This window comes from Undibacterium sp. Ji42W (assembly GCF_049340405.1).
Lineage (GTDB): Bacteria > Pseudomonadota > Gammaproteobacteria > Burkholderiales > Burkholderiaceae_D > Undibacterium.
The window spans coordinates 129,801-154,330 of record NZ_JBMPOV010000012.1 but is presented as its reverse complement, the minus strand read 5'-3'; the positions used below and the strand labels follow the sequence as shown (position 1 = coordinate 154,330).

Genomic DNA, 24,530 nt, shown 5'->3' with positions numbered 1-24,530 from the left:
TTGCGGCTCGCCAGTATGGACTGAGAATATGGCTAAAAGACAATTTTTGACATGTAATATGTGGCATTTATGAATATATTTTTGATCGCTCGCTAAAAAAAAACCCACAATAAAGTGGGCTTTTTTTGAAAATCAAACCAGCTATTATGGGCAGCCGCCTTGACCAGATTTCAAGCCGCGGATAGGATCGCAGACTGTGCCAGATGCTGTCCAGATCATGTTAGCTTGACCAGTAGAGATTGTTGGTGTCAATGTCAATGTCAAGTTAGTACCAGTAGTTGTTGTAGCACCAGTTGAAGTGGCAGTAATAATACCAGCGCCGGCTGCAGTTGGGATTACTGGCAGGAATTTAGTTGTAACTGGGAAAGATGGGATACCGTTTGAACCTGTAGTTGCACAGTTTGTCCATGCACCTTCATTTTGGTAGCAAATTGCCATTGCAGATTTCAGACTATCCAGTTCCGAAACTGCGCCAGCTGCACGAGTACGGGATGTGTAATCAGAATACTGAGGAATAGCGATCGCTGCCAAGATACCGATAATCGCAACAACAATCATCAATTCGATCAGTGTAAAGCCGCGTTGCAGCTGTTTAGGGATAGCTTTCATTATGAACTCCAGGAAAAAGTTGAAATCAGGAACTACGCTTTACATGTAGCAATCACCGTGCCAGTTTTTGTTTACTGCGTAACTATGCATTTTCTTATGCATAAATTGGCGATTTCATAGGCCATTGATTAACTAGTGACGAATTGCGTCAATGATTGTAATTTAATCAATACAAATATTTGTCAGTGTTTGTGCCAGATTACAAAGACGACTGACAAGTCTGTCAGTCATGTAAAAAATTGTTTCAACACTTGCTACAAATTTGAAAAATTTTTTACTTTGCGCATCGCTTGCATGCGGGTCATGGTAACAACGTGGCGCATAGATAATATACGGCCTCGAGTTCAACTCATCACCATAAGGCAGCAGGAATTGGTGATAAGCAGTATCAGGTGTTTGAGACTATCCCTGCCCTGTTAACCAGGGTAGGGATACGTGCGCAGCAGGTGATTAATAAAAAATCACTGCCATTTTTGTCCCTGCCAACTCTATCATGTCAGCATGCTTGAGGGTGTGCGGTTTGTCTTTGATGGACTGGGTATTGACCGTCGCAGCGGTATTGCCTTCGACCTGGGCAATGACATAATCCTTGCCTTGCTGGGTAATCGCGATGACCTGGGTGCCAGGGCTGCCTATCGTAGTGACGGGCTTTACAAGATTGAGTTCCTTGCCTGCATTAGGGCCCGTCATCACTTTGATCTTGGCTCTTGGTTTTTCAACAGCTGCTGGTTGCACCTGGCCTGGCTCAGGCACAAAAGTCTGCTTGCCTGATTCTTCTACCTGGAAACGCAATTTGTATTTACCGATGTCGATGACATCATCGTGCTGCAACAGATGTTTTTTGACAGGCTGCGCATTGACCATGGTGCCATTGGTACTGCCAAGATCAAGTACGAAGGAGCCGCTGGAAGAAGTATCAATTGCGGCATGCTGGCCGCTGACCGTCAGGTGGTCGATGACGATATCATTACTGGGACGCCGGCCTACAGTGAGGCGTGATTTGCTGATAGTGATTTCTTGCTGAACCAAACCATTAAAGGTGACGATAATTTTCGCCATAAATCTCTCATCAATTCATAATCCCCGACCTACCGGGTAAATGTTCTTTGTAACCAGGACTTGTTTTCTTCACTCACCAGCCGGAACAGGACAACGGAGATATTATCCAGCCCGCCCCTGTCCTTGGCAGCATCAATCAACGCTTCGGCACAGGGCTGAAGCTCAGTCCCGTACTGCCTGATCAAGGATTGGATTTCATCATGCCCGAGCATATCGGTCAATCCATCTGAACACATCAGATACAAATCTTCTTCTTCAGTATGGTGTGTATGCAACTCTGTATGCACTTCTTCCAGAGTACCCACTGCCCTGGTGATCAGGTTCTTAATAGAAGAATAACGCGCTTCTTCTTCGGTCACCAGACCAGCATTAATCTGTTCCTGCAATACCGAATGATCCTGCGTCAGGCGTGTCAGCTCGCCTGCGCGATAACGATAGGCGCGCGAATCACCGACATGCGCCAGCAAAAGCTTGTCTTGCAAACAGCATGCCACCACCACGGTAGTGCCCATGCCTGCGCATTCTGGATTGGTCAGCGCCGTATACAATACATTGCGGTTGGCCTGCTCTATCGACTCTGTCATCCATCGTGCCATCGCCAACGGCCTTGGTCCCATGGATGGGAACCAGATGGCATCCATCTTGCTACATAAATATTCAGCAATGATTTGGGCTGTCATGGCGCTGGCGACTTCGCCCGCGTTATATCCCCCCATGCCATCGGCCAGGACCGCACAGCCGTAATCTGCACAAACGACGATAGCATCTTCGTTATGCGACCTGACCAAGCCCGTATCAGACAGGGCAGCAAATTCTAGTACACGCTGGTATGACATCAATAAATGTTGGGATACATCCTGAGGTGAATAAATTTATATGAAACAGACCATATTTTAGAATTATTTTAATCAGGGCTTGCGCAAACATTCTTCGGGCTTTGGAAGCACCCCCAGTCAACGCAGTGCTGGACACGACGACTTAAAATACCTTTAGTCCCGTCTAGTAGCGTCGATGGCCGGATGCCGTCTGAAATTTTGCGTAAATCCCCTGCTCCTACTTCGCAGAATTGTTTTCTTTCCTATCTTCTCACTCATTATTGACGCAATATGCCACATAATCAGCTAAACAAAACATACTCAATTCAATAGCGAATAACCACTGATGTTCAAGCTTAACATTAAGGAAATCTATTTGCACGGATATCCACCATAAACCCAGCCATAAATAAAAAAGAGTCGCAAAATTTGCGACTCTTTTCTTGCGAAGCAGCTTTACAACCCTTTGCTTACAGCATGGCTTTCAACAAACGCGCCATTTCTGATGGGTTTTTCGTGGCCTTGATGCCGCATTCTTCCATGATGTCGAGCTTGGCTTGTGCAGTATCAGCACCACCAGAAATCAGCGCGCCAGCGTGGCCCATGCGTTTACCCGGAGGCGCAGTTACACCAGCGATGAAGCCAACAACCGGCTTCTTCATGTTGTCGCGTACCCAGTAAGAAGCATTCGCTTCATCCGGACCACCGATTTCACCGATCATGATGACAGCATCAGTATCTGGATCATCATTGAACATCTTCATGATGTCGATGTGTTTCAGACCATTGATAGGATCACCGCCAATACCAACAGCAGAAGACTGACCCAGACCCAGTGCAGTCAATTGACCCACTGCTTCATATGTCAGTGTACCGGAACGGGAAACCACGCCGATACGACCTTTACGGTGGATATGACCTGGCATGATGCCAATCTTGATTTCGTCTGGCGTGATCAGACCTGGGCAGTTAGGGCCGAGCAATTTTGTTTTGCTACCGGACTTCGCCATGCGGTCTTTCAACATCATCATGTCACGGACAGGGATGCCTTCGGTAATGCAAATTGCCAGATCCAGGTCAGCTTCAACAGCTTCCCAGATGGCAGCAGCTGCGCCTGCTGGTGGAACATAGATAACGGAAACTGTCGCGCCAGTAGCAGCTTTAGCTTCGGATACGTTAGCAAAAATCGGGATGCCTTCGAAATCTTCGCCAGCTTTTTTCGGGTTCACGCCAGCGACAAAACAGTTTTTACCGTTTGCGTAATCGCGGCACATGCGAGTATGGAACTGGCCAGTTTTGCCAGTGATACCTTGGGTGATGACTTTAGTGTCTTTATTGATCAGGATGGACATATCTGTTCCTTGCGATTATTAAGCTTTAGCAGCAGCGGCAGCAACAACCTTCTGCGCTGCTTCTTCCATCGTGTCAGCCGCGATGATAGGCAGGCCAGAGTCAGCCAGCATCTTCTTGCCGATGTCTTCGTTAGTACCCTTCATACGCACAACCAGTGGTACTTGCAGGGAAACTGCCTTGGATGCAGTGATCACGCCTTCAGCGATCACGTCACAACGCATGATGCCGCCAAAAATGTTGACCAAGATGGCTTTCAGGCCTGGGTTTTTCAACATGATCTTGAAGGCTTCTGTTACTTTTTCTGCTGTCGCACCACCGCCTACGTCGAGGAAGTTGGCTGGTTCGCCGCCGAACAGTTTAATGGTATCCATCGTTGCCATCGCCAAACCAGCACCATTCACCAGGCAGCCGATATTGCCGTCGAGGGAGATGTAAGCCAGGTCAAATTTGGAGGCTTCGATTTCAGCTGGATCTTCTTCATCCAGATCGCGGTAAGCAACGATTTCTGGTTGACGGAACAAGGCATTCGCGTCGAAGTTGAATTTTGCATCCAGTGCGATCACTTTGCCGGAGCCGGTCAGTATCAAAGGATTGATCTCAGCCAGGGAGCAGTCAGTTTCCATGAAGGCTTTGTACAAACCTTGCAACTGTACGCGCGCATCAGCGATAGAGCCTTCAGGCACACCGATTTTGCGGGAGATATCATCAGCTTCAGCATCTTGCAGACCATTGGTCGGGTCGATAGCGATAGAATGCAGCAGCTCTGGATGTGATTCTGCCACTTCTTCAATATCCATACCGCCTTCGCTGGAGGCCATCAAGACCACGCGCTGGCTGATACGGTCAGTGACCATACTGACATACAGTTCTTTTTTGATATCAGCACCTTCTTCGATCAACAGGCGACGAACCTTTTGACCTTCAGGGCCAGTCTGATGCGTGATCAGTTGCATGCCCAGAATCGCCTCAGCGTATTCGCGCACTTGCTCCAGGGATTTAGCGACTTTCACGCCACCACCCTTGCCACGGCCACCAGCGTGTATCTGCGCTTTAACAACCCAGACTGGTCCGCCCAGCGTTTCAGCCGCTTTGACCGCTTCGTCAACAGACAGGCATGGAATACCGCGTGGTACTGTCACTCCGAATTTACGGAGGATTTCTTTACCCTGATACTCATGAATTTTCATACGACTTCCCTTCAGACACTGAGGTATAAATAATTAAACAAACAAACTAGCTGGGTGATTTCACGTCAGGCGATACTTTTGCCCAACGCGGGTAATATTGAACAACCGCCGGCCCATCAGTACGAAGGGCATGACAGCGATCAAGTTGAAAAGGTTGGTGTTGCTGCTTGCCCGTGTCGCTGGCGCCATCGCGGGTATCAATGACATCTCCGGCAAAAGCCTGGACTGCCGCCGTCGGCAAAATTTGCGCCATTTCCGTCAGATGGGTGCACCCTTGCACACTGGCCATGCGCTCTTTCACGCCCTGACGGAACTGTGTTAACAAATTCAAACCGATGAGTTTTTTATAGTCTGGCGTAATGACTTCGCAATAACCCGGGTAAGGTACCGCATCCGAAGATGCTTCCACATCAACGATGGTCAATTGCAAATCAATGGTAATGCGCAGGCTAAGGTCATGCAGCGCGCTGCCATTCGGACGCACGCCAGATGCGAGGGTGATATCGCGGGGCTTATAATCAGTGATACGGGCGTCAAGATCCCACAATCCGTCATCGCGCGCGAACGCTTCGATCTGGATAGTACGCGTGTGCTTTAAGGCGCGTCTGTTGGTTGACGAAGATAAGGGCATCATGCCTGCTGGCGGCTAAACCGGAATTACTGAATAAATAGCCACAATTGCGTGTCGTTACCGCAGCTTCTACGATAACAGCCGCTCCTGCGGCCCTGCAAAAAAACCAGCAGAGTTTAGCACAGACCAGCCGCGAACTCATCATATGACTACAATTTACGCAGTTTTCTGAGTATGCTTATGCAGAAATCTAAGCAGAAAATTAAGTTTTTTGTGGTTTGCCAAGCTGAAACCTAACAAAAGTTTGATTTCGCAGTATTAATATTTAGAATAAGCACAAGCTTATCCATAATTCATTCCTCTTCCGAATACATGTCGCTTCTTGTAGCACATTTATGGAACTGAAACCCCAAAACCATAAATTTTGTCTATGAAAAAATTGCCTAATGAATGGATTCTGGACCTTGCGCACTAAGTATTGATGCGGGATGAATTGTGATGGTGTACCCGGCTTGTGGCTTACCATCGACAACGGATTTCGGTATTGGGCTGTTTACCAAGAAACGATATTCCAACTCTTGAACTTCCTGGAAAGGAATTACAGTGCCATCCATCTGAACGATTCGTTCTGGTAATCGGTGTTTTAAGACTGGATGTTTTAGCCAAGTTGCAACAAGCCACCAATTTCCTTCGTACTGAATTGTATCCGAGAGATGAAAATACCCCTCGTCGTAACCAGCAAACGTAATAAGCGATTTAAAAATTTCCATATTTACAAGACAATTTTTATTTGAGAGGCTAACTTCGTAGTTTTTGCTACGCTTTATCAGCCCAACATTGGGCGTTAATAAACGCATGCATTATTTCAAGGCCGAGTGTTGGGCGGATAAAACGTAGCCTAGCGAGGCCCGGCCCCACCTACCAAAGCCAGCCTCAACCTGGGAGGGCATAAATATGTATATACACTTAGATTTTTGCAAAAAAAACTTATTATGACAAATGCAATAATACTCGGAGCTACGTCAGTAAAAGCAAAGTCTATCAACTCGACGTAGCCTATCCTAGTCCAAATCCTCATCCCGCGACGCCCGCATCGCCGCCTGCGTCGCCCCACTGGAAAACCCTCTCTGCTGCAAAAACGCCGCCTGCTTCATCTTTTCTTGCTGGTCTTGCGGCGCATGCCGGAATTTCCTGTGCAAGACCTGAATCGCCCTCTCCAGCTCTGACTCTTTCAAACCGTCCTTGACGTTTTCTATATCCTGCGCATCCAACCCATGGCTTTGCAGCTCAGCAAGAATACGGTAATTGCCAAATCTGGCCTGCCGACGGTTCACCAACGATTCAGAAAAACGCTCCCCAGACAAATACTTTGCGGCTTCCAAAAAATCCAGCACAGCACCAACATCGTCGCCCTCTTCCACATAACGCGCCAACTTGCGCTCCAGCTCCATGCGGCTATGTTCACGCATGGACAAATAACGCAAGGCACGGGCTTTCAGACTAATGGTGGGTTTCTTCATACTTTAAAAGCGAAAATGCCAGTTAGTAGCTACCAACCGGCATGATTCAAGACTATGTCGCCAAGAGTGCTAGCGCTTAGTGCAACAACTTATTCAGCCGTTGCCGCTGCTGGCATCAACAAAGGCACGCCCAGATGCAAGCGCACTTTGTTTTCAATTTCAAATGACAGCTCAGGACGTTCTTTCAGATAAGTACGTGCATTATCCTTACCCTGGCCGATACGTTCGCCATTATAGCTATACCAAGCACCGGCTTTTTCTATGATCTTGGCATCGGCTGCCAGATCCAGAATCTCGCCTTCGCGTGAAGTACCTTCGCCATACATGATGTCGAAGTGCGCTTCTTTAAATGGTGGAGCCACCTTGTTCTTGACAACCTTGACCTTGGTTTCATTACCCACCACTTCATCACCAGACTTGATAGAGCCAGTGCGACGGATATCCAGACGTACAGAAGCATAAAATTTCAGCGCGTTACCACCCGTAGTCGTTTCCGGGCTGCCAAACATGACACCAATCTTCATGCGAATCTGGTTAATAAAAATCACCAGGGTATTGGTACGTTTGATACTGCCTGTCAGCTTACGCAAAGCCTGGGACATCAGACGTGCTTGCAGACCAGGCAAAGAGTCACCCATGTCGCCTTCAATCTCGGCACGGGGTGTCAAAGCTGCAACCGAGTCGATGACGACCAGGTCAACGCTGCCGGAACGTACCAGCGCATCGGTAATTTCCAGTGCTTGCTCGCCTGTATCAGGCTGGGAAATCAGCAAATCAGACAGATTCACACCCAGTTTTTGAGCGTAACCAACGTCCAGCGCATGTTCAGCATCGATAAACGCGCAAGTGCCACCCAGCTTTTGCATTTCAGCAATCGCCTGCAGCGTCAATGTGGTTTTACCAGAGGATTCAGGACCATAAATCTCGACTACGCGGCCACGCGGCAAGCCACCAACGCCCAGCGCAATATCCAGGCCCAGAGAGCCAGTAGAGACTACCTGCACCTCTTCCACCACTTCACCGTCGGCCATACGCATGACCGAACCTTTACCAAACTGCTTTTCTATCTGTGCCAGCGCTGCTGCAAGTGCCTTTGCTTTTTCTGAGGCATTTTCTGGTTTCTTATCGTCCATACATTCTTTCATTCAATAAGCGGCGGGTGGAAAAAGGAATACAGGCTTAATTTCCTGCGATTTGCAGTACTGTATAAAAAAACAGTGATTTATGCAAGCGACTTTTTGCATTGATTTCTGAATGGGGAATTTTACAGTCAAACATTAGTAATCACTTAACATTTGTTATGTCGAAACCCCTTTTTATCATTTTTGTGATCGCGTACATGCGGGCACCGTACCCGCACGCCTGTACGCAGGAGAAATCAAATGAAGAAGGGCATATATTTCCATGCATCAATCCAGCCTCTCTCGCAATTCCAAAAGCTGTGTGCAATCACTTGCCACAAGCAGCTACACCCACAGCAAATGGTCCGTTGGCTAACCAGAATAGCCAAAAATACTTTATCGCCTGGCAGTCCTGGATGCGATCACCATAGGCATCTGAAGCTTCCACTTGCACCATCACTTGCTGCCTTTTCACTTAGCAACGGGTACCGCACATGAAACCCAAACGCAAAGTGATTACTAGATCACCCCATCGCACTGTCGGGTTAGTGGCATGTGGCTGGCTACAGAAAGAAGTCATCGAATATGAGAGCCAACTTGAGCGCCGGTTCATCCAGAGGATGCTACTAACTCCAGGTGTAATTCGCATTATCGACCAGCCATTTACCGTGACTTATGGGGAAGAAAAGGACAAATCCTATACACCAGACTTCCTTGTTGAATTTTCTTCAGGGAGGACGCTGATCATAGAAGTCAAGCCAGCAGTGTTCGTCTACAAGTCGGTTGAAATGTTTAATCAGGTTTCATCCATTCTCAAACAGCGAACATTTTCATTTCACGTAGTCACAGATGACATGATTGATGACGCAGGCCTGCCGGTAAAGATCGAACTACTTCTTCGCTAGCCTCATAGAAATTTCTCAACACAACCTGCGGCCAGCCACTTCAACTTGATATCCCATTGCCCGGTATCCACGTTGGCGCTTCTCCCACATCCTCGCAAGCTGTGGATGATCTAGTTCTGCATAGTCGTATATCAAAATATTTGTTTTGTTAGCGTGATCTCGATGCAGTCGCCCAGCATATTGACGCAAGCTGCCTTCCCAGGAAATTGGCAAAGTCAAGATCATCGTGTCCAAAGGAGCATGGTCAAATCCTTCTCCAATCAATTGTGCGCTTGCCAGCAAAATGTGCGGTGCATCTTCCTGTAATTCATTTAGCAACGCAATTACTGCTAGCCTATCCTTTGACTTCATCCGTCCATGCAATAAGAAACATGGAAAGTCCGAGTTCTTCAATTGTCCGTGCAGCAAATCAAGGTGTTCTGTCCGCTTCGAGAGCAGCAGCACTTTCCTGCCTTGTTTTAGCGCTGTGACTGCATCGCTAACAATGCAAGCATTACGTACATCGTCTTCAGCCAAGAGTCGGATTACGTCCTGAATGCTTGCTTGCGCTGGCATTGCAGGAACTGGCAAATGTTGCACTTGGACTAGCAATTGTTCTGGTACGTGACTAGGCTGCTTGGCAACATGAAGGACAGGACCGCACTGCATGAACATTATAGGGTGGTGTCCGTTGCTACGAACTGGAGTCGCACTTAAGCCGAGGACGTAACGTGCAGTGGCCTGATTGAGTACCAACTCAAATGAGACCGCAGATAAGTGATGCGCCTCGTCAACAATGATCTGCCCATAATGACTGAGAAAATCGGGCAAATCATCTCGACGAGCCAGGCTCTGGATGACGGCAATATCCAATAATCCGTTTTGTTTGCTTTTTCCTGCACCAATCAAACCTATTTTTTGCGTCCCAAGGTCCGAGAAACTCCCTAGCCTCTCTTGCCATTGCCGCATCAAATCTGCCCGGTGAACCAGAATCAACGTGCTGCATTTTCGATGCCCAATGATCGCTGCGGCAGTGACTGTCTTGCCAAAGGCGGTCGGAGCAACTAGCACACCGCAATCTTTGCGTAGCACCGCGTCCATTGCTTCCTGTTGATCTGCGCGCAAGGTTCCAGAGAATCTAACATTGAGCGCGGCACCTATGGTACGAACATCTGTCAGCCGGAGTTCAATCTTGTTAGCCTTTAAGAGCGAACTAGCATCTGGCAAACATCCACGCGGCAGGGCAATGTGCTTAGGGTGATTTTCGGCACGGCCTATAATGCGTGGCTTGTCCCAAGTGGACATACGCATCGCCTGTGCCTTATAAAAATCCGGATTTTGAAACGCAGCCAGGCGAATCAATCGATTCATCAATGCTTGCGGCAACCCTGCTTTCTCGATGTATAGCTGGTCGCCAATCGTAGCGACAACTGCTTTTGGCATGGTGCCAGTGAGCTTGATATCAGGTTTAGCCGCCTTGATCCAGGGTGTGTCCGCATTCTCATCTGGTACTTCGGCGTAGGCAATGTCGAGAGGATGCCGATCACCGACCAATTTTGTTAAGGTTGGCTCCAGCAGAGCCGCAAGCATAGGTTGAATACTGCCTAGATAAGCCCATTGATCTGCCAGCGGTTGAAGATTCTCGTCGACGAACACACTACGCCCCAATTCTCTCGGGAGTTTTTGCAAAGGAAGTGCGATTAGATTACCAAATCCACCTTTAGGCATCGTATCCTGGTTAGGAAATAAGCGATCATATGAACTCAGCTTCAATTGCCTGGTCCGGGCGCAAGTGGCGCTGATTAAAGCTGTGCCAAGACGACGCGCATCGCGCGCAAGGACTGCCCCATTAAAAAACATCCAAAGATGCGCCCCTTCCCCAGAACGAGAAATTTCGAGTGCAGCAGGAAGACCATTAGAAATACAAGTCTGTAACACAGCCTTGGCGTCTTCGCGCCAATCGGCATCGTCAAAATCGATAGCCAGGAAATGGCACCTGTCTTCGACTAACAGAGGATAGATGCCGGCGGTTATTTCGCCCTTCAAATGATTGAAAATGACCTGGTCCGTCATTGGCACATACAAACTGTGCTGACAATCACTGCACTTGATACGCGGTTTCTCGCAAACGCCTCGACGCCATTCATTGGCGCAGACCGGGGAGTATCCCGCCTTACCAGTCTGGGTACTCGTCCAACGCATTGGGTACACATCTTCCCGGCCACGAAATAATTTACGGAACAGTTTAACCTTCGACTCTGGAGAAAGCGTTCCTGTTACTTTCACGTCAGAATACATATACCCTGTTTGATTAACATCTGCAACAGCACCTGGAATGGCGATGCGATGTGTAGCCAGCAAACGCTTGAGCATGTCGTTTTCAGCACGTAACTGAGTGATTTCCGATTCAAGTTTTGACATGTGTGTGCTTTTGACCAACCGACAAGTGTAGTACGGTTGCGCGAGACTAAATTTAGTTGCTCTAGATGATGATCTTTATATAAGTAATCAAAATCATTGAGTTAATTCAAAGATTAGGTGTCGATGGTTTTGTGATTCACAATGTTGTCCATACTTTTATGCCTGCACATTTTTCTACATTCAAGTTTGCATTGATTTAATTGCGTTATCTAATCGACCAAGAGACTGTTGCCAAATTAATCTGGTGTTGTTGCGTCGCCTTGCGTTACTGAAGTACTGTGTGCGGCGATGGCACTTAGCCATCTTAATTTCGTAAAAACCTCTTCGTATCGGATGAAGTGAGGTGTTACTTTAGTTAATACATATTTTCTGATATGCATATGTGGAATCTCACAGATTGTCGCAATGCTTATATATTGGTCACAGCTAAGTTCATGTCTTGCGGATTTTTGATTAATTACATTCATTTTCGCCGCAGATATCCATCAATATTTCGCATATGCTAATCGAAAAGCAGCAGCCATTCGTTCTTGTTCGCGCTCGGGAATTGTCAACGCTGTAGCCAGCAGAGGCCATTGGCGTACTACCTCTTGACTGTTTTCGATGATCTCTTGAGCCTCCGTGGGCGACAAGCGAAAATACTGGGCGACTGATCTAGCAAGATCGAGATCCAAAGCATTGTCGGACTGACTGATATTGAGTTTTAAACCATCAGAATGAGGCACCGGGTTCATATCATATGCTTCTGAAAGGCGCCAACCTTTGCCAGGGTCAAGCAAAAACCCGTGATTACGCAGGTGATCATCTGTATTTGACACGAGCAAGTTAAAAACGATACGAGTCCACAGTTCACGTAAATCAGCATTGGTCTGTGAACCGTATTGGATTAGGACTTCGGCTATTTCTAAATAGCTAGCTCCAATAGCCGCGTCATCACCATCTTGATGGTCAGTAAGCGTCATCGCCGAGGCAAAATGGAGACGGCGGCCATTTGCGATGCGGTCGAAACGCTTAACAAGAAAAGTGTGGTGGGCATGTACATAGCGCCGTAACATACTCTCGGGAACTCGGATGCCACATTGACGAGCAAGCGTATGCACCACCATTTCCCAAGCTCCAATATTGAAATCATCCCTGGTGTCCCGCGCACTGGGAAACTTGGCAATCCATAAGCCGCCATCGGGATCTATCACGCTAGCTTTGGGTCGCGCACCCCCTAACGATCCTCCAGGGGCAATCAGCATCTTCAGCCATTTACCGCCATCAGGTGCATCGTTGAATTCGTCGCGTTCGATTGCGTCGCTAGCAGCCTCTAGTTCGCGCAAAGCCACTAGAGGTGGTGCCCCTCGGTGGTCTTGGTTGTCCAAAAATGGACCTACGTCATCAAGTCGGAAGCGTAGCGCACCAACCCGATATTGGTCATGTACACCCAGCAAATAGTCGGACTCATAGAGTTTAGTCGATTGCCCAACGACTCCGGCGCGTTTATCACGCTCTAAACGACGGTGCATTAGGAAGCGACCCCAACGATCAGGACTTGCGTCGGAAAAAACTGCAAATCTAGTTCGACCTTGTGGCGGATATTGAGGGCCTGTGAAGGATTGTAGACGTGGGTCAAGTTGAATATTCGCAAGCATTGGGTGTGTAAGCGCCTCGGCATCAAACGAAAATTCGAAGAGTTCTTGACTACCACTACGGCGGGCATTCAGGAAACCAAGACGTAGTGGCTCTTCCAATCCATCCCAATCTCCATACACCGCGATCCGTTGCTGAGCCATCTTTATTTATCTTTTTTAGGTAAAGCGATCAAGTTGGAAAGCGCACTAGAACTAATGAATTTACCTTCATTCGCCCAATTCGTATGATCTTTGTTGGCAACGCTAGTTTCTTGGAATTTACGCGACTTGTCCAATGCGCTATCGCCAGACGCCAGGCGCTTCATTTCTTCATAGTCAGGCCCCATGGCCTTGCGCATCTGGTCCAATGCGCTTTCACCAGACGCCAGACGTTTCATTTCTTTATAGTCAGGTCCCATGACCTTGTGCATCTGGTCCAATGCGCTCTCGCCAGCCGCTAGGCGTTTCATTTCTTCATAGTCAGGCCCCAAGGTGACCTCACGATTCTCTCCTAAAAATGTCCTACTATGCACACTTGCTACCCGAGGCGCAGGAAGGCGTGAATCCTGTAATGATCGTCCTACAGCATCGACTTGTCCAAGCAAGCTTAAATCTTGTTCAATTCCAAGAACCTGCATTACTGCCATATAAGCGCCTATAGTGACACCTGAGCCACCTCTCTCTACGCTACGCAATGTCATAGGTGCCATTCCAGCGCGCTCACAAACTTGTTTAGCTGATAGGCCACGGCGTAGCCGCGCTAAACGCAGACGCTCTCCAAATTGCTGCAGCAGCTTGTCAGCAATGGGTAATAAAGTAGAAATTTTCTGGGCCATAATGGATTTATTTTAGATCTATTAGCGAATATTCGCTAGAATAATTACACATTTATTTTTCATAGTATTTATGTCATTTATTAAAGGAAACTCCAAGAGTTTAGTAAATAACAAATATCAAAATCACATCAACTCCTAGCAACGCAAAGTTCTCGAAACTATCCCAGCACGCCGACAAACTTTCTTAATCGATAGACCACGGCGCAGATTAGCTAAACAAGAGTGCCTTTTGAGCTGCTGCAACAATTCATTGACTGTTGCAAAAATAAAAATTCTTGATGAAATAAAACTAATTTAGCGTTATAGCCTAATATTCGCTAAAATAATTACATACTCCACTCAGCATACTGCATTAATATCATTGACTTAAAAGAAATTTTAAGAGCCCCCAAAAAAATACCACGCGGTATGTTGAGTGGAGCTGAAGTAAGCTTTTGCATCAAAAGATGCACTCAGGGAAACATCTGAATGTAAGGATCGTAGCTCAGTCCCTAGTGAAAGTGGTAACACCATCTCATCAGCGTGATGAGGCTTATCACATGTCGAAATGCAAATGCTGAATTGGGAAATTAACGTCCAATAATCAGCAAATTAACTACAAACCATATATTTTATCGAATTGAATCTTTGATTTTTCGTGAAATATTTAGAAAAATTTTTCATAAGAAGAGTCGTTAGGTCGAACGCAAGCAGGCATTGAACTATGGGGAAAGCGCAGGGATTCGACGCTGGCACATTCGTGACCAGATTCCATACGGGAGATCGCCAGACGACTGGATATCTCTCGCAATACTGTCCGGCGCTATCTGCGCTTTGAAGTCACAGAGCCAGTCTATGCGGAGCGACAAACGACCAATGCGATAGACAAATATGCATTACAGCTTTCAAGCTGGCTTAAAACCGAAGCAGGTAAAAATCGTAAGCAGCGACGCAGCCTAAAACAGATTCACTTAGACCTGAAAGAACTGGGATTTGAAGGGTCGTACGACCGAGTGGCAGCCTTCGCCAGGAAGTGGAAGGTGGATCAAACTGGCCGGGTCAATTCAGCTAGCAAACGAACATGCATCTCTCAAAGTTCAGACTTAAATGAAAAAAAACCCTGTAAATTCAGAGTTAAATGAAAAAACGGTTCAAACTTAAATTGTCTGCGGTTTTGTAAGTGCTTGATTTAGCGGTTCTGGCTGTTCAAAGTTAAATGAACATCGAAAGAAGGAGAATTAACACAAGAAAACTCATTGATAATAAATACACAATATTGTACCCTTGGATTTAATTTTTCTTGCACGTTTGATGCGTTATGTTGGTTGAATATCTTTGCGTTTCTAAAAGCAATGTTAGTCAGGCACGAATGCCTTAACGCGATGTACTGATTTCCGCTGGCATTGATCCAAGCCGGATTTATGAAGACCTTACCATTGTCCGCAAGGACGACTGGCCCGGGTTGAATGCTTGCCTCAAAGCGCTTGAGCCTGGCAAGACGCTGGTGGTGTGGGAACCAGATCGGCTAGGTCGCGACTTGAAGCACTTGGTAACGGCAGTGGAGGAATTGCGCTCTAGAAACGTCGGCTTAAAAATATTGGCGGGTGCTGGCACGTTGAAGCAAACAGGACGGAAGATTTTGATTAAAACCTAGCTGGATCGGCAGCGGATGACCAAAAGCGGACCGTCGGCGTAGCAATCAACATGCATCTTCATGTTAGTCCCGCTGTTAAATTCTTTGGAGTGCCCATGTCAACTACCAACAAATTTTGGATGTCTTCCAGCTGCAAAACTATTGCAGGCATCTTAGTCGCATTCAAATTAATCATCGCAAGCACTCCTGCCTGGGCCCAGGCCACATCCCGTCATTGTGAGGATGTGAACGTCAACGAAGAAAAAGCTGGCCCCGCATGTCTGCTTTCACATGAGAGCTTGGGCAACTTTAACGCAGATACCGTCTATTGGAGCCTGGATAAATATTCCAGCGTCGAAGCAGCGCAGCGGGATGTAGTCCGGGGCACTTCGGTTATCAAAGCGTTTGGCAGCGTCTGGTTGTTCACGGTCGGCCCGGTGGCATCGCGCCCGCTCAACGGAGAACACGTAGCGCAAGTTGGACCTATTTCAATAGATAGAAATACTTCGTATGATGCGGAGTTTCTCAAATCTACCTTTAGCCCAGGTATGACAGCACCAATCCATGTTCACTCTGGGCCTGAAGCTTTTTATGCCGTCAACGGGGATTCTTGTCTGGAAACGCCAGAAGGCGTACAAGTGGGGCGTGGACCAGGGAATAGCATGGTAATACGTGGCGGCCCGCCAATGCTGCTTATGGCATTAGGACGCGAACCGAGAAAAGGTTTCGCACTTATCCTCCATGCGCCCTCTCTTCCGCCAACGACATTGGTTCATGACTGGACCCCAAAGGGGCTATGCCAAGCGGAGATGCGTTGATTTTAGTTGCGCATTGTTCCGTCTGCGCTGTCATCAGCAAATGATAAGCAATTTAGGGTTATTATCGGCCAAGAGCCGCCTCCGGCGCTGCCGAAACATCAGACGTAGATTTACCTGCGTCAAAGTAGCAGCATACGGGCCCGCAGTTCACGAAACGAAAATAACTGTAAGAAGACATCTCAAGAACGCTTAAGACGCTTAAAAGGGAGACTCGATGAAACTCGTTCATGTTCTTTGGCAGGCAATACTTGCCACTTTTTGTCTGCTGACCGCCATTGATGGCTTCGCCGCGGACTATCCGGCGCCAAACGAAGGTGACTGGATCGTGCGCGATTTTCGGTTTCACTCTGGAGAAGTTTTGCCTGAGCTGAGGCTCCACTATACAACCGTTGGTGCTCCAACCGGCGAGCCTGTACTGATCCTTCACGGCACTACTCAATCAAGTTCCAGTATGCTTGCACCTGCATTCGCTGGCGAACTCTTCGGTCCGGGGCAGCCGCTAGATGCAGGACGTTACTTTGTGATTATTCCCGACGCAATCGGCCACGGCAAATCGAGCAAGCCCTCTGACGGGCTTCGCATGAAATTTCCGAAATACAGCTATGAGGACATGGTCGAAGCCCAGTACAAACTTGTGTCAGAGCACCTCGGCATACCCCATCTGCGACTTGTTCTTGGATATTCCATGGGCGGGATGGAGGCATGGATTTTCGCTCAAAAACATCCGAAGTTAATGGACATCGTAGTTCCGATGGCATCGCTGCCAACCGAAATGTCAAGCCGGAACTGGATGCTCAGGCGGCTCATCATTGATTCAATTCGCAGCGATCCAGAATGGATGAGCGGAAACTACTTGAAGCAACCGCGAAGCGCGAAATTCGCCTCCGTGTTTTTTGGTGTTGCCACTAACGGTGGCAATCAAGCAATGTTAAGAGCGACTCCAACACGCCAGAAAGCCGACGAAAATCTTGATCAACGGCTCAACGCGCCCTTCAGTGCTGACGCCAATGATGTCCTCTATCAGTGGGAATCTTCGCGTGATTACAACGCGTCATCTGGACTTGAGCAAATCCAGTCCGCGCTGTTGGCGATCAATTCCGCTGATGACGAACGCAATCCACCAGAGCTTGGAATTCTGGATCGTGAAATCAAGCGCGTGAAGAACGGACATGTTTTTCTCATACCGATGAGTGACCAGACGGCCGGGCACGGAACAGCATTTCAAGCGAGGTTTTGGAAGGCTGAAGTGGCCAACCTGCTGCAATCTGTGCCACCTTCTTTGAAGTAGAATCACATACACTTGCCTACGCTACTCAACATCAGCGCTAAAGAATGGCCTGTACGACGCAAGCGTGTGTCTTTTATGGGTCGTTACCTGTCGTTCGGTGAGGCAAAAATACGTTGATTCCAAAGCTGTTTTCGCCTGTTACGCATTTACGTAGGAATACTCGCGGTCCACGCAGGCCGCTTGCAGGATGCTGCCTTCAAGCGCCCACTGTTTGATCTTCGCGAGCGAAATTGGCTTGGGCAGCTCGGCATGGCAGTTCGGTTAGTTTCAATCGATGCGTGTCTCGATAATCATCTGTATGAATGCCACCTCGTTGCTCACGAGACATTAATCTATCGCGAACTTTGTCGCTCCCTACCTCCGGTTTTGAGTGGCCTCTAGCGGAGGGAGCGCCGCCAGCACAGCGACGCGTGTCACAATCAATCTTCCGCTTGGCTTTGCTTTTTCCAGCAACGCGCGCAGGTCTGCCTCGCCGACCAGATTGAGCGACACAAGCAAGACCTACGCAACCGTCGCCCGCGTTGCTACCCATTATGCTGAAATGGTCGGCGGCTCCAAAATAAGTTGGAGCCGAAGCTCGCGTCGAAAACGGCTTGCTAACGGCAATGGCCGCAGAATGCACAATAGTCCAGCCTATGCCACCTCGCAGCCGCCTTGCACGCTTGAGCCCTTGCACCCGCACCCTATGCTGCTGCAGCCTGTAACGCAGGCACAGGCTGCACTTCCTCACTGGTCACACTGACCACATTGACTACTGCTGCATCAAACTGATACCTACTCGCCTCATGCAGTTTCCATGCGCCGTCACCGAGCAGGTGCAGGACATGGGTATGGTGCTTCAATACGGCGGGTCGGTGGGCGATACTGATCAGGGTAACGCCGCTCTCACGCAGGCGTGCGTACAGGGCCGATTCATTGGCGCTGTCGAGTGCGCTGGTTGCTTCGTCCAGAATGACGATGTCGGGTGTATGGACCAGGATGCGGGCGAATGCCATGCGCTGCTGCTCGCCGACCGACAGCAACTTCTCCCAGTCATGCACCGCAGACAGACCGCCTACACGTTCGGCCAGTTGCGGCAGATATACCTGATCCAGAATCTCCAGCAACTGTTCGTCGCTGAGTGCTGAGTCCGCACTAGGGTAGATCAGCTGGCTGCGCAGCGAACCTGTCTGCAAATAAGGTTGCTGCGGCAGGAAGAAAAAATTCTCTAGCGGGGGATGATGGATGAGGCCGCTGCCGGTGTGCCACAATCCGGCGATCGCGCGCAACAGCGAGCTTTTGCCGCAGCCGCTGTCGCCAGTAATGAGCAAGGCCTCACCGGGTTGCAATGCAAGGCTCAGTTCCTTGATCAGCACACGTTGCGATTGCGGTGGATGCAGTGTGACTGATTCCAGTGCGAACTGGGTGCTTGGGCGCAGCTGGATGCGTACGGTCTCGACTTCAGTTGCCGCTTCAGTTGCCGGCACCGGTGCCGTCTTGGGTAATACCAGGTCTGACAATGCCTGCAGGCGGCCTACGCCTGCCACGAAGCGGCTCAGGCTTTCAAAATTTTCCACGATCACACCCACAGCGCCGAGTACTGCAGAAAATGCCCCGATCGCCTGCGTAGCACGCCCTACCTCCAGCTCGCCTGACAAAACTTGTTGGGCAAGTATCGCCACTGGCAACACCAAAGTGAGCTGACTGAACGTGCGCTGGTACAGATTAAGAGAACGCTGCTTCTTGATCAGCTTGTCGTAGTTTTGGATGGCGCGGTGAAGCTTGCTGTCGATGTGCGCGCGTTCCTGCGCTTCGCCGCGATAGAAGGCAATCGATTCTGCATTTTCGCGTACACGCATCAGGCTGTAACGAAAGTCTGCCTCACGCCGCAGTTGCCAAAAATTCAGGTGTATCAATGGGTTGCCGAATGCATACAGCGCGGCACCAGTACCGATCAGGGCGTACACCACCAATACGCCAACCAGCAAATGAGAAATCGACCACAACACAGCGCTAAACGCCACCAGTTGCATGGCAGATCCCAAGAAAATGAGCAAGAAGTTAATGGACCTGCCTGTAAACGTATTAATGTCTTCGCTGATGCGCTGGTCAGGGTTGTCGAGCGTGCTGTCGGCACCGAGTGCGTAGTATTTGCGATCTTTAAGATAACCGTCCAGGAAGCGTCCACTGAGCCAGCGCCGCCACTGGTTGGCGAACAGGTCGCGCATGTAATAGTAGAAGGCATAAGTTGGCACGGCAAAGGCCAGCACCATGAGGCAGGTTTGCACGGATGTCCAAAAGCGATCTCCTTGCTTTGCTGCCAGCGCCGAAGTCATTTCTCCGGCCTGATCGTTCAGCATGACGGCGAACTTGGTTTCAAACAGCATTAATACGATCAGCAGCACCAGAAGTGTCCAGGCTCTCTTCCATTCTTCACCAAGCCAATAAGGCTTGGCGACATCAAGAAATTGCCGCCATGCAGAAAGTGAGAGGAACGCCGTGCGGCGCCTCTTGGGTGGTGGTGGCACACCATCGGTTTCTACATTGGGGTGAGCGTCGCTTGAGATAGTCATGGTCAGATTCAGTGAATAGGTTTTTATTCATTATGAAATCTGGCGCGATATTGTTCTGTGCGGGAACGGACATAGTCCTGCATAGTAGAATAAAAACCGGAAAATTTACGATGGCTGGCGTAGATGTGTACATGTCGCGCTACGTAGCAAGTGTGGTTGCAGTCAAATGACAATAGATGTAATAGAACGCATTTCATCAATAGGATGCGTGCGAACAAGACGATTGGGATGGAGTGCAAGGCGTGGCACGAAGCTAAAGCTGCTACCTTAGCGAGGGGCGCAACGCTGTAATGCGCCCAAATCGTCAGTTCCCGGAGGGTTTGCCTCATCACCTGCGCTGGGCTGTGCTGGACTTATTATCAATAGCGCCCTATTGATTGCCTCGCCCGCCTTACCAGCCCAGGTGATGAGACAACCGCATCTCACCCTATTGATGAAATGAGTTTTATGCAATTTACAACCATAAAATCGGTCGGACTGTTGAGGGGTGCGTCCCTGTCCATCAAGATCAGTAGAGACAGGGGTATTGACCGTGGATCAGCATCGATGCAAATAATCAGGCAATGCGGGGAAATTTCACTAAAATCCAGGTCAACATTCTTTTAGCAATACGCTTTGTTCCACAAATGCGGCAATAGCGCTGCTACTGGACGCAAGCTGTTTTGCTTTATACATGGCGATATCGGCTTCCTTCAGGAATTGCTCGGCATTGGCCAGGGAATCGTAAATACTGATACCGATGCTGGTTGACATCATAATCGCAGAACCGGAGACAGGCGCATCCAATGTCGTGACAATTTTGCGGGCCAGGATTTGGGCATGCTCCAGTACCCGCACCCCCTCGGCGAGCACCACAAATTCATCGCCGCCAAGACGGGCCATGGTGTCGCTCTCTCGCAAACAGCCAGAAACTCTTTTTGCGAATTCTTTTAATACCTGGTCTCCCGTGTCATGGCCGTTGGTATCATTTATTTTTTTAAAACCATTCAAGTCCATGAACAATAAAGCAAGCCCATTGTTTTGTCGCAATTGCCTGACTATCGATTGATGCAATACTTCCATGAAGTGACGCCGGTTTGGAAGCCCGGTTAATCCGTCCGACAGCGCCATTGCATTGAGCGCTTCTTCCCATTTTTTTCGTTCAGAAATGTCGTGTAAAAAAGCAGTGAATTCAAGCCGGTCTGCAATATTATTCACGTTCAAACTCACCTCGACAGAAATTTCTTTACCGTCGCGGTCAACGGCGAGGAATTCCCGTCGTGCGGTTGTTGGTGTTTTTCTGAGTTTATCCAAATGCGCCAGGATATTGACGAAGGAACTTCTGAAAGCCGGTGGCACGATCAGATCGACTATATTGCGCCCCATGGCTTCATGATTGTGCCAGCCAAACAGGGATTCGGAAGAACGGTTCCATTGTGTCACGATTCCAGCATTGTCTATCGATATCACGGCATCATTGGCATGTTCCAGGATGGTGCGTATGCGTTCTTCACTGGCGCGCAGCTGTGCCTGCACACGAAGCATCTCGTCAAAAGCCACCTGCTTGCCAAGCGCTGCCCCCAGTGCCGCGCCCATCAGTTCCAGCGTCTGTAAATCTTCTTCATCAAAACCATATGCCTGCTCCGACATGACTTTAAGAACGCCAACGGGCAGGCCCCGTTCAAAAAGTGGTGTGCAAATCATGGAACGGACACCCACCTTTTGGCAGGCATTGGCATCGACGCGTGAATCGGTTTCTGCGTCGTCGCATTGAAGAATCTGTGCGCTACTGACACATAAGCCTGACAAGCTGTTCGCCCTCAACAAGCGCAAACCAACATGCTGGGATATCGCACCGCTGGCGGCGCGATAAACCATGTAGTCGCCATCGACGAGTTCGACTACCGCGCCTTTGGCGTCTGTGAGTTCTTGTAATGTATTGACAACAAGCTGCATGAACACCGCAAGATCCAGATCCGCCTGGGCGAGAAGTGATTGGGTTTCAACGATGCGCTCTAATCGGTCAAGGTGGTTTTTATTTTTTTTCATTTTACGATTCCAGACAGTTTTAAGCGCACACAATTATTTTATGATATTTCTGATTGATTTTCCTTTCAATATGTGGCGGATTCACCATTTTTTTGTTAATTTTTGCGGCATGGCATTCAAGGAGTTTTCAAGGTCTTGTGTAGCCTGTAGTCCAGCATTTGTTTTTGGGATGATCCAATTGATTTTACAAAGACGGGTCAGCGTGATTAGTTAATTAATGGCTATTAAAAATGAACATTCCAATGGCCAGGATAAGCAATTTCGGATTGCAGTATTAATAACGCCTGGCTCGGGTAGTGGTCAAATCTTCACTGATTTACACACACTTATTCTTTCAAAAAAACTCGTGTCTCATTCTGCTTGACTAAGCACTGTTGCGGACTTTAGTTTGAACCTGGTAGTGCTCCCTTCTCCCAGAACTGCAAATTCACTCGCCATTACTTTCTTATTTTGCAAAGCGGATTGCAAGTCTTTTACCGGTTGACCGATACTTTCATTGGTCAGCTGGAAAGTACCGAAATGCATGCCTATACTTTGTCTGGCTCCCAAGTCCAGGTGTGCTTGCACAGCTTCTGCCGGGTCAATATGTACCTGCTTCATGAACCATCTTGGCTCAAAGGCACCAATGGGCAGCAAGGCAATATCGGGCGGGCCAAAGCGTTCTTGTATCGCCTTGAAATGAGGTGAATACGCGGTGTCGCCACCAAAGTAAAGGCTGTGGCCGTTAAAGGAAAGATGGTAACTGCCCCACAAGCTGCGGTCCCTGTCAAACAGGCCGCGGCCAGAAAAATGCGCAGCGGGTGTCAGGCTCAGTTTCACGCCCGAAGCAAGCGGGTGGCTTTGCCACCAGTCCAACTCAACGACCTGCGTCACGCCATTATCTTCTAATAACTTTTTATTACCGAGCGGGACAAAAAATAGCGGGTGAAAGCGCTCTTCTAATTGCTTGAGTGTGTCAAGATCCATGTGATCATAATGATTGTGGCTGATGATGACGACATCAATTTTTGGCAAATCAGCAAAAGCAATGCCTGGCTGACGGTGCCGTTTGGGGCCGATCCAGCTTAAGGGGCTGACGCGCTCCGACCAGACCGGGTCGGTCAGCAAATTCATGTGCTCTGTCTGGATAAGCACGCTGGCATGATTGACAAAGGTGATGGCAACTTCATCCCCAGCCAGTTTGTCATGCAGATGCAGTGCCGGCGCATTGTCGACCTGGTCTGGCCAGTGCGCAAAATCAAATGCAAATAAGACTTTAAGCCCATCCCACAAGCTGTTACCTGCCGGATCAGCTGGATTAAAAAACCTGCTGCCATCATAGTGATCTGATTTGGGATAATGCTGCATGGGTGCGCATCCTGCCAACTGGAGAAAACAGATGCCAAGAATAAAACGGATAATGATGATCTGCATATTTTTACCTTACCAAAAACACTGTCCACAATTTCATGAACGCACATGCAATGCAGTGGCGCTTAAACGCCACCACGCAAGCACATAGCTTGTAGTGAGAACGATGAATACCACATAGCCTGCCTTTGCCGGAAAATAGGCAGGAAGCCAGGAGGCGATCAGCCCGAAGGCCGGTATGAATTGCTGTGCATGCACCCCAAGAAAATGGGCAGGCCGGACATCGCCCTGCACATGCCAGCCCACCAGTGGCAAGCCTTTACCGGCTGCGGGTTGACGCGCACCCAGCATAAAGCCGCTGACCGTTGCCAGCACAAAAGTCAACATCAAACCCGTGACGATGGCGATCAGCGTGAGCGACACTGCTGGCCTGCTACGGTGCGCCCAGATGGCCCAGGCCAGCCAGACCTGGCTGGCCGTCAGGCACACCGCCATAATGCCCATCAGCGCCGCCATGGCCGCATGCAGAGCGTCTGACGTATTGTAATGCGAAGCCTGCCCCAGGCTGGCCTGCAAGCTGATGTAAGACACTTCAAAGATCGATGTACTGACGATGAGCACAGCAATCCAGTAAAACGAAGGCAAGGCCGCGGGTGTCACCTCAGCCATCTGCATCAACCCTGCGCTGGTCATGGCAAACAGCGCCGTGGCCGACATGAATTTCAGCGGCTTGACCCAGACGCCGACGCCACGAAATGTACGCCTGTCAAAGTGCGACCAGCCCCAGGCCAGCACCATGCCTACCCCCATCATCAGGCCGTACATCAGCAACACCTGTTGCGCATCTTTGAGTGATGTCATACATGAACCTCATATCTGCGTTGATGATA

General features: G+C 48.9%; 20 protein-coding genes and 1 pseudogene. 5 read left to right on the top strand and 16 right to left on the bottom strand.

Features of this window, described 5'->3' with window-relative positions; all coding sequences use genetic code 11:
• Positions 1-144: 144 nt before the first annotated feature.
• The 9 genes from ACO0LG_RS24105 to recA form a co-directional block, all read right to left on the bottom strand.
• Positions 145-609, bottom strand: coding sequence for a pilin (locus tag ACO0LG_RS24105; protein ID WP_423030211.1), 465 nt, complete (start codon positions 607-609; stop codon positions 145-147).
• Positions 610-1,059: 450 nt separating this feature from the next.
• A complete protein-coding gene (locus ACO0LG_RS24100) occupies positions 1,060-1,668 on the bottom strand; it encodes an FHA domain-containing protein (protein WP_423030209.1) in 609 nt (202 codons plus the stop codon).
• A 29-nt stretch (positions 1,669-1,697) separates the two neighbouring features.
• Positions 1,698-2,504: a Stp1/IreP family PP2C-type Ser/Thr phosphatase gene (locus ACO0LG_RS24095; RefSeq protein WP_423030207.1), complete on the bottom strand. Its 807-nt coding sequence runs from the start codon at positions 2,502-2,504 to the stop codon at positions 1,698-1,700.
• 449 nt (positions 2,505-2,953) lie between these two features.
• Complete coding sequence (sucD, locus tag ACO0LG_RS24090; protein ID WP_186947208.1) at positions 2,954-3,835, bottom strand: succinate--CoA ligase subunit alpha; 882 nt, start codon at positions 3,833-3,835, stop codon at positions 2,954-2,956.
• An 18-nt stretch (positions 3,836-3,853) separates the two neighbouring features.
• Positions 3,854-5,038 (bottom strand): ADP-forming succinate--CoA ligase subunit beta, encoded by a 1,185-nt coding sequence (gene sucC / locus ACO0LG_RS24085; protein ID WP_422942867.1) that lies wholly within the window; start codon positions 5,036-5,038, stop codon positions 3,854-3,856.
• Between the two features lie 31 nt (positions 5,039-5,069).
• Entirely contained in the window at positions 5,070-5,654 is a 585-nt protein-coding gene (locus ACO0LG_RS24080; RefSeq protein ID WP_423030205.1) for a DUF2889 domain-containing protein, read from the bottom strand.
• Between the two features lie 383 nt (positions 5,655-6,037).
• Positions 6,038-6,451: a hypothetical protein gene (locus tag ACO0LG_RS24075; RefSeq protein ID WP_423030203.1), complete on the bottom strand. Its 414-nt coding sequence runs from the start codon at positions 6,449-6,451 to the stop codon at positions 6,038-6,040.
• 204 nt (positions 6,452-6,655) lie between these two features.
• Entirely contained in the window at positions 6,656-7,114 is a 459-nt protein-coding gene (gene recX, locus ACO0LG_RS24070) for a recombination regulator RecX (protein ID WP_423030201.1), read from the bottom strand.
• An 89-nt stretch (positions 7,115-7,203) separates the two neighbouring features.
• Positions 7,204-8,247 (bottom strand): recombinase RecA, encoded by a 1,044-nt coding sequence (gene recA, locus ACO0LG_RS24065; RefSeq protein ID WP_186956013.1) that lies wholly within the window; start codon positions 8,245-8,247, stop codon positions 7,204-7,206.
• 482 nt (positions 8,248-8,729) lie between these two features.
• On the opposite strand from recA, the gene ACO0LG_RS24060 reads away from it, so the two are divergent.
• Positions 8,730-9,140 (top strand): TnsA endonuclease N-terminal domain-containing protein, encoded by a 411-nt coding sequence (locus ACO0LG_RS24060; protein WP_423030199.1) that lies wholly within the window; start codon positions 8,730-8,732, stop codon positions 9,138-9,140.
• Between the two features lie 15 nt (positions 9,141-9,155).
• Here the strand turns inward: ACO0LG_RS24060 and ACO0LG_RS24055 are convergent, their stop codons facing one another.
• From ACO0LG_RS24055 to ACO0LG_RS24045, 3 genes are all read right to left on the bottom strand, one after another.
• Positions 9,156-11,540, bottom strand: coding sequence for a TOTE conflict system archaeo-eukaryotic primase domain-containing protein (locus tag ACO0LG_RS24055; RefSeq protein ID WP_423030197.1), 2,385 nt, complete (start codon positions 11,538-11,540; stop codon positions 9,156-9,158).
• A 485-nt stretch (positions 11,541-12,025) separates the two neighbouring features.
• On the bottom strand, positions 12,026-13,318 hold the full coding sequence (locus ACO0LG_RS24050) for a type II toxin-antitoxin system HipA family toxin (protein ID WP_423030195.1): 1,293 nt from the start codon (positions 13,316-13,318) through the stop codon (positions 12,026-12,028).
• Positions 13,319-13,320: 2 nt separating this feature from the next.
• Positions 13,321-13,992, bottom strand: a complete 672-nt coding sequence (locus tag ACO0LG_RS24045) for a helix-turn-helix domain-containing protein (RefSeq protein ID WP_423030193.1) — start codon at positions 13,990-13,992, stop codon at positions 13,321-13,323.
• Between the two features lie 696 nt (positions 13,993-14,688).
• On the opposite strand from ACO0LG_RS24045, the pseudogene ACO0LG_RS24040 reads away from it, so the two are divergent.
• From ACO0LG_RS24040 to ACO0LG_RS24025, 4 genes and pseudogenes are all read left to right on the top strand, one after another.
• Positions 14,689-15,011: pseudogene (locus ACO0LG_RS24040) on the top strand (IS21 family transposase); the annotation flags it as partial.
• Positions 15,012-15,358: 347 nt separating this feature from the next.
• Positions 15,359-15,625 (top strand): recombinase family protein, encoded by a 267-nt coding sequence (locus tag ACO0LG_RS24035; RefSeq protein ID WP_423030270.1) that lies wholly within the window; start codon positions 15,359-15,361, stop codon positions 15,623-15,625.
• 95 nt (positions 15,626-15,720) lie between these two features.
• The gene (locus tag ACO0LG_RS24030) at positions 15,721-16,422 is read left to right on the top strand and encodes a hypothetical protein (RefSeq protein WP_423030191.1); all 702 of its coding nucleotides are present in this window, start codon (positions 15,721-15,723) and stop codon (positions 16,420-16,422) included.
• A gap of 214 nt (positions 16,423-16,636) precedes the next feature.
• On the top strand, positions 16,637-17,710 hold the full coding sequence (locus tag ACO0LG_RS24025) for an alpha/beta fold hydrolase (protein ID WP_423030189.1): 1,074 nt from the start codon (positions 16,637-16,639) through the stop codon (positions 17,708-17,710).
• 683 nt (positions 17,711-18,393) lie between these two features.
• On the opposite strand, the gene ACO0LG_RS24020 is transcribed toward ACO0LG_RS24025, so the two are convergent.
• The 4 genes from ACO0LG_RS24020 to ACO0LG_RS24005 form a co-directional block, all read right to left on the bottom strand.
• Positions 18,394-20,262, bottom strand: a complete 1,869-nt coding sequence (locus ACO0LG_RS24020; RefSeq protein WP_423030187.1) for an ABC transporter ATP-binding protein/permease — start codon at positions 20,260-20,262, stop codon at positions 18,394-18,396.
• Positions 20,263-20,853: 591 nt separating this feature from the next.
• The gene (locus ACO0LG_RS24015; RefSeq protein ID WP_423030185.1) at positions 20,854-22,290 is read right to left on the bottom strand and encodes a diguanylate cyclase domain-containing protein; all 1,437 of its coding nucleotides are present in this window, start codon (positions 22,288-22,290) and stop codon (positions 20,854-20,856) included.
• A gap of 351 nt (positions 22,291-22,641) precedes the next feature.
• The gene (locus ACO0LG_RS24010; protein ID WP_423030183.1) at positions 22,642-23,703 is read right to left on the bottom strand and encodes an MBL fold metallo-hydrolase; all 1,062 of its coding nucleotides are present in this window, start codon (positions 23,701-23,703) and stop codon (positions 22,642-22,644) included.
• Between the two features lie 33 nt (positions 23,704-23,736).
• On the bottom strand, positions 23,737-24,501 hold the full coding sequence (locus ACO0LG_RS24005) for a hypothetical protein (protein WP_423030181.1): 765 nt from the start codon (positions 24,499-24,501) through the stop codon (positions 23,737-23,739).
• Positions 24,502-24,530 lie beyond the last annotated feature (29 nt).